The sequence below is a fragment of the Metabacillus niabensis genome (assembly GCF_020524345.1).
Classification (GTDB): domain Bacteria; phylum Bacillota; class Bacilli; order Bacillales; family Bacillaceae; genus Metabacillus; species Metabacillus niabensis_B.
This window is the reverse complement of sequence record NZ_JAIVLH010000003.1, coordinates 177,916-197,923: the sequence shown is the minus strand read 5'-3', so window position 1 is coordinate 197,923 and position 20,008 is coordinate 177,916. Positions and strand designations below refer to the sequence as shown.

Below are 20,008 nucleotides of genomic sequence, written 5' to 3'. Positions count from 1 at the left end.
AATGCATGGAGGGGAAAGCGTGAAAATTACACAGTTACGAACTAACCAGATTACGAATCCATTAGGTTTTGAATTTGAACGATTAAATCTATCATGGGTGACAGTAGCTGGTGATAGTCAATCCGTTTCACAGAAAGCAGCGCAAGTAGAAGTCAGCTTAGAATCTAATTTTTCAACCGTCCTTTTTGATAGTGGAGTTCAAGAGGAGATTAATAGTTTAGCATATTCACTTGAACTAGAATTAAAACCTCGTACACGTTATTACTGGCGGGTAACAGTTTGGGGGGATGCTGGTGACAGTGTTACTAGTGGTGCAGCATGGTTTGAAACAGCAAAAATGGATGAAAAATGGAAGGGGAAATGGATTTCACCTGACCTTGATAAAGAAATCCACCCCCTTGTTAGAAAAGAATTTACGTTACCAACAGGTATCGTTTCTGCTAGAGTCTATCTTTCTGGATTAGGAATCTATGACTTGCAAATTAATGGTAAGCGTGTCAGTGACGAGTATTTCGCACCAGGTTTTAATTCTTATGATCACTGGATACAGTATCAAACGTATGATGTGACGGATTTAGTAACGGAAGGAAGTAATGCCATCGGAGTTATGCTCGGCAATGGCTTGTATAAAGGACGGTTTGGATTTGACGGTGGTTACCATGAATTGTATGGGAGCCAATTTGCATTAATTGGAGAGATTGTTGCAACTCTTGAAGACGGCTCGACAGTTGTTATAGGTACTGATGAGAATTGGAAATGCACTTCATCACCAATTACGTTTAGTGGTATTTATGATGGAGAAATTTATGATGCAAATCTTGAAATTCCAAATTGGACAAATGCTGAGATTGATGAAAATAACTGGACAGGAGTTACACAAACAGAAGTAAAAACGGACAAATTCCTAGCAAGACTAAGCTTGCCTGTAAAGATTAAAGAAGTTCGTAAACCAGTTGAAATCATCACAACTCCTGCAGGAGAAACTGTTCTTGATATGGGACAGATCATGACTGGGTGGGTTACTTTTAAAACAAATGCTCCAAAAGGCACAATATTACAACTTCAATACGGAGAAATACTGCAAAATGACTGTTTTTACAGAGATAATTTACGTACGGCAAAGGCAGAGTATACGTATATTTCAGATGGAAGTGAAAGAGTAGTACAGCCATATTTCACGTTTTATGGTTTCCGCTATGTGAAGTTAACCGGATTTGATACTGCAATTAATCTCGAGGACTTTACAGGATGTGTCATTTACAGTGATATTGATCAAACTGGTCATATCGAAACATCAAATCCATTAGTAAACCAATTATTTTCAAATGCGTTATGGGGGCAAAAAGGAAACTTCCTGGATGTACCAACAGATTGTCCACAACGCGATGAAAGAATGGGCTGGACAGGGGATGCACAAGTATTCGCTTCGACAGCTTGTTACAATATGTATTCTCCAGCATTTTATCATAAGTATATGTATGATTTACGGGAAGAACAAAAGCGCCTTGGCGGATCCGTCCCCTTCATCGTTCCTCAAATCAAACCGAAAGATGACCTTGGTTTTGTTACAGGACATGGATCTGCAGCTTGGGGTGATGCGGCAACAGTCATTCCATGGGTCCTTTATATGCATTATGGAGACAAGGAATTACTTGCTCTGCAATTTGAGACGATGAAGGATTGGGTAGACTACATTAAAAAAATTGATGAAGAAACTGGCGGAAAGAGATTATGGCAGGATGGCTTTCACTTTGGTGACTGGTTAGCACTTGATGGTCCAGATCCATTAAGTCCAATGGGTGGAACGGATGCTCATTATATTGCTTCAGCCTATTACTGCTATTCTGCACAATTAGTGGCAAAAGCAGCGTCAGTTTTAGGTGAAACAGATGTAGCAGATGAATACACTATACTGGCTAATGAGATAAAAGATGCAATGAAAAATGAGTATTTTTCTCCAAATGGAAGAATTACGATTCATACACAAACAGCCATGATCGTAGCACTTTACATGGACATTATTCCCGACAATTTCCGTGAACGTGTGATAAATGATTTAAAAGCAAAATTACGTGCTGATAAGATGCATCTAAAAACGGGATTTGTCGGAACCCCATATTTCTGCCATGTGTTATCAGAAAATGGAGCTAATGAAGATGCTTATACTTTACTACTAAATGAGGATTTCCCAAGCTGGTTATATGCAGTTAATTTAGGGGCGACAACCATTTGGGAGAGATGGAATTCCGTACTGCCAGATGGAAGTATTAGTGATACAGGTATGAACTCATTGAATCATTATGCATATGGCTCGATTGCAGAGTGGATGTATACGCAAATGTGCGGAATAAATCCGGTAGAGAATGCACCGGGATATCGCAAAATTGTGTTCAGCCCAAAACCATATGGTAAATTATCATCTGCAAAGGCAACGTTACATTCAGCGAGTGGCTTAATTGAGAGTGGCTGGGAAATTCATGAGAATAGCAAATTATCATTTGACTTTAACGTTCCATTCAATTCTACAGCTGAATTTATCCTTCCTGATGCATTATTAGATCAAGTATTAGTAAACGGTAAACCATTGGCTGCAAGTTCAATTAAAGCTATACAAGAAGGTGCTCAAGTAAAGGGTGAGTTAGTTGCAGGTTCATATCATATAGCCTACATTCCTACGAAAGATTATATCTTGAAATATAGCTCAAATAATAGCATAAGAGAGTTACTAAGCAATGTAAAAACAGAAGAAATCCTAGCTGAACTCCTACCAGAAATGATTTCGAACAAAATGATTATACACCGATTCTCGGAGAGTTCATTGAGAGAATTGAGTTCTTCGCCACTAGGTGCAAAAGTAGTAACACCTGAACAGATCGAAAAACTAGACGAAAGGCTTTCTCTCGTTCATGTATAACCGAAGCGAGTATATTCATTCATTTTATAAGGAGGAAAAGTAGATGGCTTTATTACAAGTGAGTTTTAAGTCGAAAGCACTTATGATGCAAACATCTGTGAATGTATTATTGCCTATGGGAACAAATAGAGTGGATGTAGAGAAGATGTCAGACTTAACCTATGAGCATAAAAAGTTTCCTGTCTTATATCTTTTGCATGGGGCAACTGACGATCATTCCTGTTGGTTACGTTTATCTTCAATAGAAAGGTATGCTGAAGATAAAGGGATTGCTGTTGTCATGCCAAATGCTGACTTAAGTTGTTATAGTGATATGATTCATGGCCATAAGTATTGGACGTACATTAGTGAGGAATTGCCGAATTTTATTGAGGCTGCTTTTCCGATCTCAAGTAAACGCGAAGATACTTTTGCTGCTGGATTATCAATGGGAGGCTACGGTGCATTCAAACTTGGGTTACGTAAACCCGAGAAATTTGCAGCTGTTGCTTCACTGTCGGGTTTAGTAGACTTGGTTAGCTCTTTAAACGAACCTGGTCCAAGCTTTTTTGAAAATGTATTCGGCGATAGCTCTACTGTTCCGAAAAGTAGGAATGACTTAGTATATGTACTGGAACAAATGAAGAAAGAAAATGAAAGGATTCCTAAATTATTCCAAGCATGTGGAAGAGAAGATTTTCTATATCAAAATAATCTTACATTTAGAGACTTTGCGAATAGTTTAGGAGTGGACTTACATTATGAAGAAGGGCCAGGCGGACATGAGTGGGGCTACTGGGATACGAATATTCAACGAGTATTAGATTGGCTGCCACTTGAAAGCAACAAAGTCATTAAATAATCTATTAAAAGGGAAAGGTAGATTTATAGTAAAACACAGTAGGGTTGTACAGACAAATAGCCTTTGAATATTCTAATTTTTTGTACGTTTGTTTCATTTAAATCCATATAAAAAAGGAGATATCAAAATGAACCGTCCATACATGACTGTTACCGAAGTCACTGACTATGGTCCGTATATAACAAAAATTATTCTTCCGATGCCTGTAGCTGTTAAATCAGAGGTGTTATCTGAAGATACATTTAACGTTTATGTGGAACGGCGTAATAAAAAGAACGGTGAAGTTCTTCAACTTAGAAAAGACTTTTTATCGGAAGAGACTCAATCATCAAAAGGGTATTGTCGAGTTACAAAAGCTTATCCATCAGATGATGAAGGGAATAAAACACCCATAGGTAATTACGCTACACTAGAACTTGAGTGTGAGGCAATCTACCGTTTAAATTCTGAAGTTGCCTATCTAGAACACAATGTATTTGTATTTTGCGATTTTCGAATAACACAGGTAAAAGAAATACCAACCGAAAATGAACCTATTTCTGGGCTTGTTTATGATCATTATAGCGCCGGTAAAATGGAGCAAGTCAGAGGTTGGGTAAACAGTGAGTCCTCATATGCTGAGATGCCACTACGTTTTGGTTATTATTCACCAAATATGAGTAAGGAGAAACATCCGCTAATCATTTGGCTGCATGGCGGAGGGGAAGGTGGCTTTGACACCACAGTTGCGTATGCTGGAAATAATGTTGTAAATTTGTCAAGTGAAAAAGTACAGAGAATATTCGGAGGAGCTTATGTTCTTGCTCCACAAGTACCTACAATGTGGATGGATGATGGCTCTGGAGAGTTTTCTTGGAGTGGTAATTCAAAGTACGTTTCCTCATTGAAAGCGCTCATTGACGAGTTTGTAAGTGTTCATCCAAACATAGATGTAAATCGTATTTATATTGGTGGCTGTTCAAATGGCGGGTTTATGACAATGCGTATGATCATTGATTACCCCTGCTTCTTCGCTGCAGCATTTCCTGTATGCGAAGCCCTTCTGGATAAAATGATTACAGATCAACAAATAAAAGATATTAAAGATACACCTATTTGGTTTACACATGCCCAAAATGATACGATTGTAGATCCGCAAATTACAGCAATTCCAACTTATGAGCGACTACTCAAAGCCGGTGCACCAGATGTTCACTTTTCATATTTTGATAAGGTAGTAGATACGTCAGGTATATTCAAGGATTCTGAAGGTAACCCTTTTGAATTCTTCGGACATGGAACCTGGATCTATATGCTGAAGGATGAATGTGTGCTAGATTACGATGGTTCTCCTGTAAAAGTAAATGGAAAAGACGTAACTCTTCTTCAGTGGCTGGCAATACAATCAAAAAGTATAGGTCATAATAAGGATACAAGTGAAATTCAATACAACAAAATAAATTAAACTGGGAGGGTGTTGTTCAGTTTGAAAAATAATATGGTTGAAAAAATTTCAAGCCATACTTCCAACTGCACAAAAATTGCACTGACTTAATTTATTTTATGAATTTTATGTTTTACAAAAAATAATCCAAAACATTGATTTTTCAATACTTATTTAAGTTGGCTTTATAAATATATGCGAAATTGAATGAGGAACGGCAAGTAATTATTGATAAGGTAGAGGAAAGCGGGTTAATTTACCATGAATTCACGAAGCTAGGCTCGAGATTATCCTCAACCTGCAACGTGCATGTGAAGCAAGTAGTATTGATTTTGCTATGCATATAGTTGCTGAAAAGAAACTTGGTTTACCACAAAAAGCACAAGAGATGCTTTTACGTTAATTGAAATAGCTAATATCTCCCTGCTATCCTAGGTCAAAAAATGAAGGCAATGGTTGGGTTTAGAAACATTGCTGTTCATGATTACCAAGAGATAAATTTAGTCATCCTGCAAAAGATTGTTGAAGAACATCAAGTGGATTTTATAAACTTTACAAAAACAATTCTATTAAAATAACAGTAAAACGACTATGTAAGGATATGTTTGGTCTAAACCTAAAGGTGTAAATGAAACGTCATAAATCTTCGGTAAGAGGATTTATGACGTTTTTATAATTTTTTCTATAAATTTCAATCCACTTTCATTTATAAACTCTTAACAGGCTTAATTAACTTCTACCTTTATCCCATATTCATTAAAAGCCTTTTTCATTTCTTCTTTTGCTTCTTCTTCATCATCACCATGAATTTCTAATGTATACTGAGTAGAATTAGACATCAAGGATACACTTAGGCCAAGAAAACTTTTTACATCAATTATTTTGTTTTCTGCATGCAAAACAATACTTGATTTAAATTTGTTGGCAGTGTTTACTATAGAAGCCATTTCTTTCACATTAATTGTCCCTGATTGTACAGCACTGGCTAATTTTGAAGCATTGGACGCTCGTTTATTAAAATCCATTTTTCATTTCCTCCTATAAAGGTTGATAGTAAGGTTAAGTATACCATTATCTATTTGAGCTGTGAAAATACAAGTGAAAATAAACTTTCTCAATTCGATATTTTAGTTATTCCATGTGTTCGATACTTTTAGTAAATAGTAATAGTAAAAAACTGCCTTTAGCGTTTGATATTGTTTTTTACTTAGAGATAAGAAAGTCTTATATGTTTGAGTTAGTAAAAACGGTAATATACAATAAGCTACAAAGTTACCTATCGTAGGAGGGCAACCGTGAAACGTACATCATTTCAATATATTTCGTTAATCTCGTTTTTTATAACATCATTAGCTTTTTCAGTTTATTTTTATCAGCAAGTACAGATCTATGATCAAAAGATTGTCAAAAGTACTGTTACAGATACCTCTCTTCCTAAGTATCATTTTGTATTGATTGGTGAGGAAATGAATCATGATTATTGGCGTTTAGTAGGTAAAGGAGCAAAAGAGACTGAATCAAAGTATGATGTTTTTGTTGAATATGAGGGGCCTAAGCGTTCAAATCCTGAGGAGCAGCTTAAGCTTTTAGATATGGCTATAAAGTCAAAAGTAGATGGCATCATTGTCCAAGCACTTAACGAAGAGTTTACTCCAATGATTAATAAGGCGGTTAGTGAAGGCATTCCAGTTATAACGATTGATACAGATTCTAAAGAAAGCTTGCGTACTGCGTATATAGGTACCGATAATTATTTAGCAGGTCAATTAGCTGGGAAAGCGTTGATAGAAGATACCAATGGAAAAGCGACTGTTGGAATTATCACAGGAAGCTTTGAGAATACCCATCATCAGTTGCGTGTCCAAGGATTTAGAGATGCAGTCGCAAAGGTTGAAGGAATTGAGGTGGTCGCAATTGAAGAATCGAACATCACGAGGGTGGATGCTGAAGAAAAAGCATATACCATGTTAACAGAGAATGAAAACATTACTGCATTTATAGGAACGAGTTCATGGGATGGGCTTGGTATCGTAGAAGCAGCAAAGTCACTCAATAAGCAGGAGGATCTGTATGTGATGGCTTTTGATCCATTAGCTGAGAACATTGATTTACTTGAAAAAGGAGATCTGGATGCGATCATTGAACAACAGCCGTATGAGATGGGGTACAAAAGTATTGAGATCATGTTGGATATGCTTAATGGGAAGTCGGTTCGGGAAATCTACCATACGGATGCTTCCATTATACGTAATGCAAACTTAGATAAATGGAAAGTTCAAAATGGTGATTCTTTATGATTAAGATCCGCACAAAGTTATTAGTTTATTTTGCAGCGATTTTATTCATGATTGTCGTCGTCTTTTTTGTTCGGGAACAAAGTAATCAAAAAGTAATGGACTTGTATGATGAGAGTGTAGAGCATTTTATTCTTTTAAATGAATTGACCAAAAAAACAACGCAGACTTTTCAATCTCTGCAAATTTATGTGTATGAACCTTTACCTCAAAATCTATCTATTTATATGGAAGAAAAAGAACAACTTATTACATTACAACAGGAATTTACGACGAAAGAAGAAGTTGGGATCCCAAAGAAAAACTATCTGAATATGTTAAGCAGTTTTCTTGAACGATCAGATCAAACAGTAGAAGGTGTAAAAAGACAGGATATCCAGCAATATTCCATGAATCTAAATGAAGCAGAAAAAACATCCAATTATATACATGAGAAAACACTGGAATTAATCAATAATGAACTGACAGAATATAAAGAGCTTTCCTCCCTTATAGAGAAAAAAATCTCCTATACGAAAAAGCTAGGGTCAACAATTATTCTTTCTATTATTATTTTTAGCATTTTATTTGCGCTATGGTTTTCCAATGGAATTACTAGAACCATTGGAAGACTAACAAAGGCTGCACAGAAAATTTCCAAAGGACATTATTCAGGTGAAGATGTTGTTGTGTCAAGAAAAGATGAGCTTTGGTTTTTAACAAAGACGTTTAATGAGATGAAAAGAAACATTCTTCAATCTGTTACCGAAATTGAAGAAAAAGCAAGACTTTCCCAACTTCTAAAAGAAATGGAACTGAAGAGTTTACAAAATCAAATAAATCCACACTTCTTATTTAATACATTAAATACGATTTCCAAGACCTCTTATATTGAAGGGGCAGAGAAAACCAGTGATTTAATCGCTTCTGTTTCCGCATTACTACGATATAATATTGGTAATCTAGAGAGGGAAACATTACTAAAGGATGAAGTGGACGTTGTAAAAGAGTATTTTTTTATACAAAAAACACGATTTGGTAATCGGGTAACATTCGAAGAAAACATTGATCCCGGATGTTTATCAACTCCTCTCCCTTGTCTGACGCTTCAGCCAATAATTGAGAACGCTTTTGTACATGGAATAGAAGACATGGCTGAAGGGGCTGTCATCTCATTAACGATTTTTCAAGAAAATGAAAAGGTTTGTATCGAGGTTAGGGATAATGGCATTGGAATGGATCAACAAACCAGAGATAAATTGTTGGATACAAGTAATGAAAAAGATGTTACTTTACCTCAAAAAAGCTCTGGTCATTCTACCGGGATAGGAATGAAAAATGTGATAAGTCGTCTTAAGCTGTTTGATAAGGGCAGTCATGTTGACATTGATTCCGAACTTGGACAAGGAACAACGGTAAGGATTCGGATAACAAAATGATGAGAGGAGTGAAATCTTGATAAATGTCATGCTGGTAGATGATGAGTTACTTGAAAGAGAAGGACTTAAGCTAATGCTATCTAAAAACCGTTCAGGGTTTGAGGTCATAGCTGAAGCACAAAATGGAAAAGAAGCAGTCGATCTAGCCATTGCCAAAAAGCCGGATTTAATTTTTATGGATATTAAAATGCCGCAGCTAGATGGACTTAAAGCAATCCAAAAAATTCTCGAGGTATATCCAAATACAAAATGTGTGATGGTATCTGCTTTTGACACATTTGATTACGCACGCCAAGCGATGAAGGTCGGGATTAAGGAGTATTTGTTAAAGCCGAGTAAAGTGTCAGAAGTACTCGAAGCTTTTGACCGAATGGTAGAAGAAATAGAGAAGGAAAGAAAACAAGGAAATGAAATGTTGGAAATAAATCATCGGTTAGAACGATTCAACTCTTTTATAGAAATGGAGTTTATTGTGTCGTTACTATTGGATCATGTTCATGATTTTGGTAAAGAAGATTGGAATGAATGGTTGAATCTTGAACAAAAGCAAGGATTCATCGTTGTTTTTTCTTTTGATTCTAATAAGCTTCATCCAAAACGACAAGAAAGAAGCGAATGGTATAGGGTTTTAAAAAAGACATTACATAATCAGGAGTATCCATGTCTTGTAGGTCCGTTAACTGGCATTCAAGTCCCAACACTTGTGTTACTGAATCATGAAGAAGAAGATAATCTAAAAATGAGGCAGGAGTTTGCAGGTTCAATCATTCATAAGGTGAAAAATCAGTTGAATGATTGCAGGCTGGTTGCAGGAATAGGAACGGTAGTTACTGATGTTCATCAATTTTCCCGTTCCTATGAGGAAGCGGTCTATGCGTTGGAATTAGTTTATCATCATAAAAGTGCATCGTATATGGCCTACAGTAGTCATTTGAAGCAAAGGCGGACAGAACTTATCCCGTTTGAAGTAGAGAAAGAACTGGTGAATGCAGTTAAAAAAGGGGATATGCAAAAAGGATTACAATTGTTTGATACTTATTTTCATCACATATACCAAGCCTCAGATTCAAAGGTAGAAATCATGAAAAAATCAATGGGGAATTTTTTTATTGTGTTAACACGATCAATGAAAGAGTTTGGATTTGATGAAGATGTTCAAATGAGCTTTGACCAATTAGAAACATCCATACAGATAAAAGAACGTGCGAAATCACATTTGTTAGTTATTATCGAGCGTTTAAGAGATTGGCGCATGAATGGTGTGGATAGTCTGATTTTACAAGCAAAAGAATATATTGATCATCATTATAATAAAACGGTCATGCTGGAAGAAGTTGCTGAAAAGATAGGCCTCAGCTCTTATTATCTTAGTAAGCTATTTAAAGAAAAGTTTGAGGTAACTTTTATTGAGTATATAACCAATATAAGAATCCAAAAAGCTAAAGACTTATTATTGGGTGGAAAAACTCCATTAAAAGAAATTGCAATGAATATAGGATATAAGGACCCAAATTATTTTAGCAGAGTCTTTAAAAAGGAAACAGGACTTAGTCCAAGTGAATATAGAAGCAAATACCAATCATGAAACCATGATAATTGCTGCCTTTATAGCTTGTAGAGAAACCTAGAGTTTTTCTACAAGCTTTTTTAGTATGTTAAACAACAAGAAAAATATCCTTCACAATATAGTCTAGGTGTTAACAAGAATGTGAAGATGAAAGTGCTATCATGAGGATTTGTTTATGATAAATTTACTGTAACGTTTGAAAGATATGAAAGAAATAATGTAAACGAAATCATATACACACTATGACAGGAGGTAAGAGAAAACAAGCTTGAGTATTGGAGTTATGAAGAGCAATTACCGGATCTTCTACATGAAGATGTGTAATCAACTATAGAGTATGAGGAGGATCAATATGTTACAAAAACATTCATCATGGTATGTTATTTTAATTGCAGTTGCGGCAGGTGTAGCCGGACTAATGTACGGTTTTGATACAGCGGTTATTTCAGGAGCAATTGGCTTTCTCGCAGAACGATACGACTTAACACCTGCTATGCAGGGCTGGGTCATTTCCTGTGTAATGATCGGCGGGGTACTTGGTGTTGCGATGTCCGGTTTTTTAAGTGATAAATATGGCCGGAAAAATATTATGTTTTTATCTGCCGTTCTGTTTATTATTTCTGCAATAGGATCTGCCTTTGCAACAGGTGTTACTATGCTAGTTTATGCTAGAATTATCGGCGGATTTGGAATAGGTTTTGCATCAGCTCTATCTGTTACGTATATAAGTGAGTGTGCACCGCCAAACATCCGAGGTAGACTAGGATCTCTTTATCAGTTATTTACGATCTTCGGAATTTGTGCTACTTTTTACATCAACTATGCAGTAGCAAACAGTGGGACACATGCTTGGGGATTAGAGGAAGGATGGCGCTGGATGCTGGGTTATGGAACGTTTCCAGGTTTAATCTTTTTCGTTCTATTATTCTTTATTCCGGAAAGCCCTAGATATTTAATGCAAAAAGGAAAAGAAAAAGAAGCGTTTCAAACACTTAAACGAATCAGCGGTGAAACAGTTGCAAAACAAGAAGTGAAAGAGATTAAAAGATCAATCGAAACAGAAAAAAATAGTTCTGTTAAACAATTATTGAAGCCTGGTTTACGAATGGCTATGGGAGTGGGAATTTTTCTTGCCCTGTTTAACCAAGTAATTGGTATGAATGCTGTAACATACTATGGTCCGGATATTTTCCGCAGTGTTGGTTTTGAGAATAACACGGAGTTTTTGGCAACAAGTATCATTGGTAGTGTCCAAGTAGTGTTCACGATTGTAGCTCTTTTGTTAATTGACAAACTTGGCAGAAAGAAATTGATGGCAATTGGTTCTAGTTTGATGGCGATATTTATGGTGCTGATTGGAAGCGTATTCTACTTTGAACCTGCAAATAGTGGTCCATTACTAGTCATCTTTGTATCCGGTTTCACTGCGGCATTCTGTGTATCAATGGGACCAATCCCTTGGATTATGATTCCGGAAATCTTCCCAAACCATCTGCGTGGTAAAGCGGTTGGAATTGCAACGATGTTCCTTTGGGGGGCAAACTGGGCAATCGGACAGTTTACGCCAATTCTAATCAATAATATGGGTGGATCATTTACATTCTGGATGTTCGCTGTCATTAATGCGATATGCTTCATCTTCGTTATGACGATTGTACCGGAAACAAAAAACAAATCGCTTGAAGAAATCGCGCAAATTTGGAAGCCTAAAGGAAAGAAAGCAGCTGATTTTGATAAAGAAGATTTCACTGGTTACGCTATAGAAGAAACAACAAGTAAGTAGTAGATTAATTATAGAAGAAAGTTGGATCTTTACAGCAAGGGTCCAACTTTTTTCATGCAGTGTATAAATCGTCAAGCTATGGTTGATTGTACGTACCAATTATAGTATTATAAACTTATAAATTCATATATATACGCACAAGGTTTTAAGATGAAGTATCGAAAGCTTAGTTTCGTAAACGTGAGAACTGCTGTTGGTAATGAATGATGGGAAAATTACAATGTGGTTAATTTATATTTATGTTGATGTAAGCGGTTACGATTTTTTATTTATTAAATCGTTTATTTATAGGAGGAATATAGAATGAGTCTTAATGCAAAACATGCAATTCAAAGTGGTAAAACAGTACTTGGTATAGAACTTGGATCAACGAGAATTAAAGCAGTTCTAATCGGCGAAGATAATACACCAATCGCATCAGGAAGCCATGATTGGGAAAATAGTTATATAAATAATCTGTGGACATATAGCATAGAGGAAGTTTGGAAGGGTGTTCAAGACAGCTTTCAAAAGATGGCTAATGATGTAAAGCAACAGTATGGCATCACTTTACAAACAGTTGGTGCTATTGGATTTAGTGCGATGATGCATGGGTATATGGCTTTTGACAAAAATGAAAAGCTTTTAGTCCCATTCCGTACATGGCGTAACAATATTACAGGAGATGCTTCGAAAGAATTAACAGAACTGTTTAACTATCAAATTCCTCAAAGATGGAGTATTGCTCATTTATATCAAGCGATTTTAAATCAGGAAGAACATATTAATGACGTTTCTTTTTTGACAACATTAGCAGGATATGTTCATTGGAAATTGACAGGACAGAAGGTTTTGGGTATTGGTGAAGCTTCTGGTGTCTTTCCGATTGACTTACAAACAAAGAATTATAATCAAACCATGATCAATCAATTCAATGAATTGGTTGATCACAAAAATTTATCTTGGAAACTGGAAGACATTTTGCCTCATGTTTTATTAGCGGGGGAAAATGCTGGCGTATTAACAGTAGAAGGAGCCAAGCTTCTCGATGTTACTGGAGAACTGCAAGCAGGTATTCCGCTTTGTCCTCCGGAAGGTGATGCAGGAACTGGTATGGTTGCCACAAACAGTGTTGCGAAACGTACCGGAAATGTTTCTGCCGGGACATCTGCATTTGCCATGGTTGTACTCGAAAAAGATTTGTCCAAAGTCCATCCTGAGATTGATCTTGTTACAACACCTACAGGTAATTTAGTAGCGATGGCTCACTCCAACAACTGTTCTTCGGACTTAAATGCATGGATCGGAATATTTGAAGAATTTTTAGGTGCAATGGGCATGGAAGGCGACAAGAATAAAATATATGAAACGTTATTTAAACAAGCCCTTCAAGGAGATCAGGATGGAGGTGGCCTATTATCATATGGCTATCTTTCAGGTGAGCATATGACCCATTTTGAAGAAGGTCGTCCATTGTTTGTTCGTTCTTCAGGAAGTCGTTTCAATCTTGCTAATTTCATGCGTGTGCAATTATTTACAGCATTCGGCGCGATGAAAATTGGTATGGATATTCTATTAAATGAAGAAAACGTAAAGTTGGATGAAGTATTGGGTCATGGCGGATTATTCAAGACAGAAGGTGTTGGTCAAAGTATATTGGCAGCTGCTTTTAATGTTCCTGTGTCTGTTATGGAAACGGCAGGAGAAGGTGGTGCTTGGGGAATGGCCCTACTTGGATCTTATATGATAAACAAAAAGGAACAGGAATCTTTGGAAGAGTTTTTAAATGACAAAGTATTTGTTGATCAATCAGTGAAGACAGTGTCTCCGGATCCGAGTGATGTAGAAGGCTTTGAGCAATTTATGGAACGTTATAAAAACGGTCTTGTTATTGAAAGAGCAGCAGTTGAAAATCTTCGGTAAGTTATGAGTGAATTTGCAACTCGACAGGAACAGCTTTCTTGTCGAGTTCTTCTAAAAAAGTATTCGCTGTCCACACATGTTTTAAATGGTAGATTGAAGTTATAGTGCATCACTTATTTAAATACTTGTTGATTGTACGTACAAATTACGATATGATTTAAATATGAGTTTAAGTTTATGCGTACAAGATAATAGATGCTTGAAAGGAGTGCTAACCAGATCATGTTAGAAAGTTTGAAAAAACAAGTGTTGGATGCAAATTTGGCTTTACCGAAATATGGATTGGTAACGTTTACTTGGGGAAATGTAAGCGGTTATGACCGAGAGGAAGGACTAGTCGTAATCAAGCCTAGCGGCGTTGCATATGACAAGTTGACAGTCGAAGACTTAGTTGTACTTGATTTAGAGGGGAATATTGTAGAAGGTAATTTAAACCCATCATCTGATACCCCAACACATCTGGTTCTTTACCGAAACTTTCCCGGAATTGGGGGAATTGTTCATACCCATTCCCCATGGGCAACAAGCTGGGCTCAAGCGGGTAAACCTATTCATGCATTAGGGACAACGCAAGCGGATTATTTTTACGGTACTGTACCTTGCACGAGAAGAATGACAGAAGAAGAGATTCAAGGTGAGTACGAATTGGAAACAGGGAATGTAATTGTTGAAACATTTAAAGACATAGATCCATCACAGATTCCTAGTGTACTAGTTCATAGTCATGCTCCATTCAATTGGGGAAAAGACCCGAATGAAGCAGTCCATAATGCGGTTGTCTTGGAAGAAGTGGCAAAAATGAATTTCCACACATACCAAATTAACCCGGAAATTCCGCCTATGGATCAGACATTATTAGATAAACACTACTTAAGAAAACATGGAGCAAATGCCTATTACGGACAGAAAAAGTAAGCTATGCTACTAAACGATAAATCTAACAATCTATATAAATTAGGAGGAATTCACATGTTAAAAACAAGACCTTATGAATTTTGGTTTGTTACAGGTAGTCAAAACTTATACGGAGAAGAACCATTACGCCAAGTGGCTAACAACTCACAGGAAGTTGTAGACGGGTTAAATAAAGAAGGAGATCTTCCTTTTAATATCGTATTCAAGTCTGTTGTTAAGACGGCAGAGGAAATTAGAAATCTGGCATTTGAAGCAAATACAAATGAAAATTGTGCAGGGATTATTACGTGGATGCACACATTCTCACCAGCTAAAATGTGGATCGCAGGACTAACGGCTCTGCAAAAACCATTGCTTCATCTTCATACCCAACATAACCGTGATATCCCATGGAGCGATATCGACATGGACTTTATGAACTTAAACCAAGCAGCTCATGGTGATAGAGAGTACGGTTTTATTGGAACTCGTATGGATGTGTCAAGAAAAGTAATCGTTGGACATTGGCAAAGCAAAGAAGTCACAACAAAATTAGGTAGCTGGATGAAAACAGCTGTTGGTGTAACAGAGGGTCCAAATATTCGTGTTGCTCGCTTCGGTGATAACATGAGAAATGTTGCCGTAACAGACGGAGATAAAGTTGAAGCGCAAATAAAGTTTGGGTGGACAGTAGATTATTACGGTATTGGTGATCTTGTAGAAGAAATGAACAAAGTAACAGATGATCAGTTAGATGCACTTTATAAAGAGTATAGTGAATTATACGAACTTCCAGCAGAAGCGAGTGAGCCAGGAGCAGTAAGAGACGCAATTCTTGAGCAAGGACGTACTGAGTTAGGATTAAAAGCATTCTTGTCAAAAGGGAATTACAGCGCATTCACGACAAATTTTGAAGATTTACATGGAATGAAACAACTTCCGGGACTAGCTTCACAACGTTTAATGGCAGAAGGATATGGATTTGCAGGTGAAGGTGACTGGAGAACAGCTGCATTATTACGCTTAATGAAAATTATTTCCGGTAATAAAGGAACTTCTTTCATGGAAGATTATACGTACCACTTAGAGCCTGGCAACGAAATGATTCTTGGCTCACATATGCTTGAAATCTGTCCGACAGTCTCTGCCACAAAACCTAAAATTGTCGTAAATCCTTTAGGTATCGGTGGAAAAGAGGATCCAGCACGTCTTGTATTCGATGGTAAAGGTGGAGATGCAGTAAATGCTTCACTTATCGAATTAGGTGGAAGATATCGTCTAGTCATCAATGAAGTGAAAGCTGAACAACCTACTATTGAAACACCAAATTTACCAGTAGCAAAAGTATTGTGGAAGCCGCAGCCATCTTTAAGTGAAGCGACAGAAGCTTGGATCTATGCTGGCGGAGCACATCATACAGTATTCTCTTTTGAAGTGACAACTGAACAACTATATGACTTTGCTGATATGGCAAAAATCGAAGTGGTTGTCATCGACAAAGATACAAATGTGAGACAATTCCGCAATGAGTTAAAGTGGAATGAAGCAATTTGGAGAAGATAAGATGAACGGGGATCAGAGGTTTAAGAACATTAAACCTCTGGTCTTTTTATATTATGAAAGTTTACTAAATTTAAGTGTAAATAGTCCCTTTAAAATTTTTTTGGAAAAATTAGAAATGATACTTCCTATCCTAAAAAGGATAGGAATCGTTTAATTCCAAAGTCTTAAACAAAAAAATCCTGTTTTTGATGTTTAAATTGCTTTGTTGTTAACCCGGTTATTTTTTTGAAAGTCTTGCAAAAATAATGTGAATCACTATATCCAACTTGATCGGCTATTTCATAGGTTTTATTGTTTGTTGACTTTAATAGATTTTTTGCCATATCAATACGGGTGTTTGTTAAATATTCAATTAATGTTTTACCTGTTTCCTGACTAAACAAATGACTCAAATAGGAGGCACTTACATTTACGGCATCAGCAACTGTCTGCAACGATAATTGTGAGTCGGGAAAATTTTTATTAATATAATCCATAGCCAGTTGAACGGATGATGAGTATTTGCTTGTTAAACAATCTCTAGTTGATAAAACGAGGTACAGCATTTCCTCTATAAAGGCTAGAACCTCGTTATAGCTCCTAATCCAGCTTGCTTTCATTTCTAATTGATTAATCTCCTGCATAACTTCAAGACGGTCCATTTCTCTTTCCTTTAAATAATGGGAAATCGTTATAGTGAAATCCATTAAAAAATAATACGTTGTAAAAGGTGAACGAATATTTCCCTTTGACAGATAAGAAGAATAGGTACGAGCAAAACTAGAAATATCGTTTAGAAGTCCAAATTTTAAAAAGTCAATTAAGTCTCTGCGGTTAAAATGTTGGAGCTCTTTCTTTGATTCAATATCTATTTCAGTTCCCTTAGAACTGTATTTTTGAATAATACTTGAATAACTTTTTTCTTCATCAGCTTCCGAAAACGAAACAGAAATCCCTTTAATACGACTTTCTACTCTTCCGATACCAAAGATTAATGGTTTCTTTGGATGTAATTCTTCATGCGCGAGGAGGAGACGCTTTCGAATGACCTCTGCTTCATATTCAAGTGTCTGTTTTGATTCACCCTTCATAATAAAAATAGTTTCCTTTAATTTTCTGCTAAATTGCAAACAATCATATTCCTTTTCAATCCAGTTAATAAGGTCTGATTCAATTGTACATTCAATAATCACAACATAATAATAGCTTGAGATTAGATTTATGTTTAATTGTGTCGCCTCTTTTATTGCTCTTGAAGAGGTATAAGAGCCTTCACAAATTTCATATAAAAATTTATTTCTAGTAGCAGATTTATTTTGGGAAATTTGATTTTCTAGATCATTTATTCTTTTATTTTTCAGTTCCTCCTCATCAATTTTTGAGGAGACTTTTTTTAAAATAGTAAGTAAATCTAAAGAACTTACAGGTTTTAAGCAATACTCTGCAACTTGAATACGCATTGCTTCTCTAGCATATTCAAATTCATCATGCCCACTTAGAATAATAATTTTTATTGAGGGCATTTTTTCACGAAGAATACGACTGAGTTCCAGTCCATCCATAAAAGGCATTTTAATATCAGTAATGACAATATCAGGTTGGTGTTTTTCGATCAATGGAAGGGCCATCTCGCCATCTGAAGCATCGCCACAATAGATAAACCCTTCTAGTTTCCAATCAATGCTTTTCCCGATCCCCGCACGGATAGCCATTTCATCATCTACTAAAAATACTTTTTTCATCTGTTTCTCCCTTCTGCAGGTATGATCAAACTGACGCGTGTACCTGACCCATACCAGCTATTGATTGTAAGACCAAAAGGTTCTCCATAGTGTAAATGTATTCGTTGATGAACATTTACCATACCAAAGCCACCTTGCTCTTTTTCAAATGGGACACCTTGAGATAATTGAGATCGAATTTCTTCTAATTTGTCTTCTTTCATTCCAATACCGTTATCTATTACATCAATTGAAATATATCCTTCAGGTGTAAAATCACCTTTAATTCGTACAAACCCCTTGCCGCGTTTATTTTTTATTCCATGATAGATTGCATTTTCAACAATAGGTTGAATTGTTAATTTAATCATTTCATAATCAAAAATATCTTCATTTAAGTGAAACGTTACATCTAAAATATCTTGGTACCTCATTTTTTGAATCGTAAGATAATTACGGATGTGATTAATCTCATCTTCTAGAGAAATGACATCTTTTCCTTTACTTAAAGAAATTCTAAAAAAGTGGGATAATGCCTTTGTAATTTCAATGACTTGTTCAGTTTTTCTGGCTTCTGCCATCCATATAATTGTTTCAAGTGAATTATATAGAAAGTGAGGATTAATTTGGGCCTGCATCGTACGTAATTCTGCCGTTTTTAACTGTTTCTGTTCGTTAACACTTTTCGTTAATAGATCATTGATTTTTATGAGCATACTATTAAAATTTTCACCTAGTTCTGCAATTTCATCTGTCCCTTTGTTTTCAAACTTCACTTCAAGATCTCCTTGGGAAGCTTGTTTCATCTTCCTCTTTAATAGGCGAAGTGGAAGAATCAATCTTGAAGTAATAAAGATATATAATCCAATTGTGAAAATTAATATTGAGCCAACCGTTAAGACAATGAGACTCCTTATTTCATTAGCTTCTTTCGTAATTTCTGTTAACGGTGTATATCTTATAAATTTCCATCCGGTTAATTCAGAAGTATCATAAACAAAAAATGTGGACCCTTTCGTAAAATAACCAGAGCTGTTTTCTTCTATTGATTTTCGATCTGAGAGTGGTGAAGTCTTTGCGAATTGTGGATGCGAAAATAAGATAGTTCCAGACTCAGATTGAATTTGAATCGTGCCAGAAGTTTTTAAGGAAGCATCGTGAAGAATATCCTTAAAAACGGAAGCTTTAATAACAATATCTATAAAACCAATTACTTCTTTAGATGAATCGGACACAATCGTACTTGTCATGGAAAGTGCTGGATTACTATTTTTATAGATTGGCTCAATCAATGTTTTCGTAGGTTCATCAAGTAATGTCACAAATGGAGGTTTAGTGAGTGCTAGACGATCTAATTGGTGAACTCCTCGATCTTCGCTAACAGCTTTCCCATCAAGGCCAATAATTTTAATATTCATGATACTATCACTATATTGATAACTTTCTCTGTAAAGCTTTATCATTCCTAAAATGCTTTTTGATTCCTCAGAAGTATTTTGTTTGTCTATTAAAAATTGGACTGTGCTTTCCTTTTTCCCAATTTCATTAAATCTTTTAATGTCTTGAATCACCTCATCATATTCACTGCGTAATTGTGATAGTTGAATTTGGGCTAATGAATATGATTTTTGTGCAAAAATATCGTACGATTTCATATATGAAATCATCCCAACAAGAATAAGGGGGATCACCGTTAAAAAAAGGAACAA

At 36.0% G+C, this 20,008-nt stretch carries 13 protein-coding genes and 1 pseudogene; 11 read left to right on the top strand and 3 right to left on the bottom strand.

All coding sequences use genetic code 11. The annotated features are described in order from the left end of the window. Positions 1 to 19: 19 nt before the first annotated feature. The 4 genes and pseudogenes from LC095_RS05815 to hepT all read left to right on the top strand — a co-directional run bounded on the left by LC095_RS05815 (position 20) and on the right by hepT (position 5,756). The gene (locus LC095_RS05815) at positions 20 to 2,914 is read left to right on the top strand and encodes an alpha-L-rhamnosidase (RefSeq protein ID WP_226527263.1); all 2,895 of its coding nucleotides are present in this window, start codon (positions 20 to 22) and stop codon (positions 2,912 to 2,914) included. 43 nt (positions 2,915 to 2,957) lie between these two features. Next, positions 2,958 to 3,755 (top strand): alpha/beta hydrolase, encoded by a 798-nt coding sequence (locus LC095_RS05810; protein WP_226527262.1) that lies wholly within the window; start codon positions 2,958 to 2,960, stop codon positions 3,753 to 3,755. 127 nt (positions 3,756 to 3,882) lie between these two features. Continuing rightward, positions 3,883 to 5,199, top strand: a complete 1,317-nt coding sequence (locus tag LC095_RS05805; RefSeq protein WP_226527261.1) for a hypothetical protein — start codon at positions 3,883 to 3,885, stop codon at positions 5,197 to 5,199. 244 nt (positions 5,200 to 5,443) lie between these two features. Continuing rightward, a pseudogene (gene hepT, locus LC095_RS27040) lies at positions 5,444 to 5,756 on the top strand (type VII toxin-antitoxin system HepT family RNase toxin). Positions 5,757 to 5,903: 147 nt separating this feature from the next. On the opposite strand, the gene LC095_RS05795 reads toward hepT, so the two are convergent. Next, complete coding sequence (locus LC095_RS05795; RefSeq protein WP_264195928.1) at positions 5,904 to 6,203, bottom strand: HPr family phosphocarrier protein; 300 nt, start codon at positions 6,201 to 6,203, stop codon at positions 5,904 to 5,906. Positions 6,204 to 6,473: 270 nt separating this feature from the next. On the opposite strand from LC095_RS05795, the gene LC095_RS05790 reads away from it, so the two are divergent. From LC095_RS05790 to araA, 7 genes are all read left to right on the top strand, one after another. Continuing rightward, positions 6,474 to 7,475, top strand: coding sequence for a sugar-binding protein (locus LC095_RS05790; protein ID WP_226527259.1), 1,002 nt, complete (start codon positions 6,474 to 6,476; stop codon positions 7,473 to 7,475). Then, positions 7,472 to 8,890 carry a histidine kinase gene (locus LC095_RS05785; RefSeq protein WP_226527258.1) on the top strand — a complete coding sequence of 473 codons (1,419 nt, stop codon included), beginning with the start codon at positions 7,472 to 7,474 and terminating at the stop codon, positions 8,888 to 8,890. Before LC095_RS05790 ends, LC095_RS05785 begins: the two co-directional genes overlap by 4 nt. 16 nt (positions 8,891 to 8,906) lie before the next feature. Then, positions 8,907 to 10,475, top strand: a complete 1,569-nt coding sequence (locus tag LC095_RS05780) for a response regulator (RefSeq protein WP_226527257.1) — start codon at positions 8,907 to 8,909, stop codon at positions 10,473 to 10,475. A gap of 334 nt (positions 10,476 to 10,809) precedes the next feature. Further along, positions 10,810 to 12,240 (top strand): sugar porter family MFS transporter, encoded by a 1,431-nt coding sequence (locus tag LC095_RS05775; protein WP_319005766.1) that lies wholly within the window; start codon positions 10,810 to 10,812, stop codon positions 12,238 to 12,240. A 303-nt stretch (positions 12,241 to 12,543) separates the two neighbouring features. After that, a complete protein-coding gene (locus LC095_RS05770; RefSeq protein ID WP_226527255.1) occupies positions 12,544 to 14,142 on the top strand; it encodes a xylulokinase in 1,599 nt (532 codons plus the stop codon). A 222-nt stretch (positions 14,143 to 14,364) separates the two neighbouring features. After that, entirely contained in the window at positions 14,365 to 15,057 is a 693-nt protein-coding gene (gene araD, locus LC095_RS05765) for an L-ribulose-5-phosphate 4-epimerase (protein WP_226527254.1), read from the top strand. Positions 15,058 to 15,111: 54 nt separating this feature from the next. Beyond that, positions 15,112 to 16,599, top strand: a complete 1,488-nt coding sequence (gene araA, locus LC095_RS05760) for an L-arabinose isomerase (RefSeq protein ID WP_226527253.1) — start codon at positions 15,112 to 15,114, stop codon at positions 16,597 to 16,599. A 164-nt stretch (positions 16,600 to 16,763) separates the two neighbouring features. On the opposite strand, the gene LC095_RS05755 is transcribed toward araA, so the two are convergent. Together LC095_RS05755 and LC095_RS05750 are read right to left on the bottom strand one after the other, a co-directional pair. Further along, positions 16,764 to 18,320, bottom strand: a complete 1,557-nt coding sequence (locus LC095_RS05755) for a response regulator (RefSeq protein WP_226527252.1) — start codon at positions 18,318 to 18,320, stop codon at positions 16,764 to 16,766. Continuing rightward, positions 18,317 to 19,954, bottom strand: coding sequence for a sensor histidine kinase (locus LC095_RS05750; RefSeq protein WP_226527251.1), 1,638 nt, complete (start codon positions 19,952 to 19,954; stop codon positions 18,317 to 18,319). The genes LC095_RS05755 and LC095_RS05750 overlap by 4 nt, the downstream gene beginning before the upstream one ends. Positions 19,955 to 20,008 lie beyond the last annotated feature (54 nt).

Coding starts and splice junctions, on each gene's coding strand:
- LC095_RS05810 (WP_226527262.1), top strand. CDS start 2,958: ATGGCTTTATTACAAGTGAGTTTTAAGTCGAAAGCACTTATGATGCAA.
- LC095_RS05805 (WP_226527261.1), top strand. CDS start 3,883: ATGAACCGTCCATACATGACTGTTACCGAAGTCACTGACTATGGTCCG.
- LC095_RS05795 (WP_264195928.1), bottom strand. CDS start 6,203: ATGGATTTTAATAAACGAGCGTCCAATGCTTCAAAATTAGCCAGTGCT.
- LC095_RS05785 (WP_226527258.1), top strand. CDS start 7,472: ATGATTAAGATCCGCACAAAGTTATTAGTTTATTTTGCAGCGATTTTA.
- LC095_RS05775 (WP_319005766.1), top strand. CDS start 10,810: ATGTTACAAAAACATTCATCATGGTATGTTATTTTAATTGCAGTTGCG.
- LC095_RS05770 (WP_226527255.1), top strand. CDS start 12,544: ATGAGTCTTAATGCAAAACATGCAATTCAAAGTGGTAAAACAGTACTT.
- araD (WP_226527254.1), top strand. CDS start 14,365: ATGTTAGAAAGTTTGAAAAAACAAGTGTTGGATGCAAATTTGGCTTTA.
- araA (WP_226527253.1), top strand. CDS start 15,112: ATGTTAAAAACAAGACCTTATGAATTTTGGTTTGTTACAGGTAGTCAA.
- LC095_RS05755 (WP_226527252.1), bottom strand. CDS start 18,320: ATGAAAAAAGTATTTTTAGTAGATGATGAAATGGCTATCCGTGCGGGG.
- LC095_RS05750 (WP_226527251.1), bottom strand. CDS start 19,954: ATGAAATCGTACGATATTTTTGCACAAAAATCATATTCATTAGCCCAA.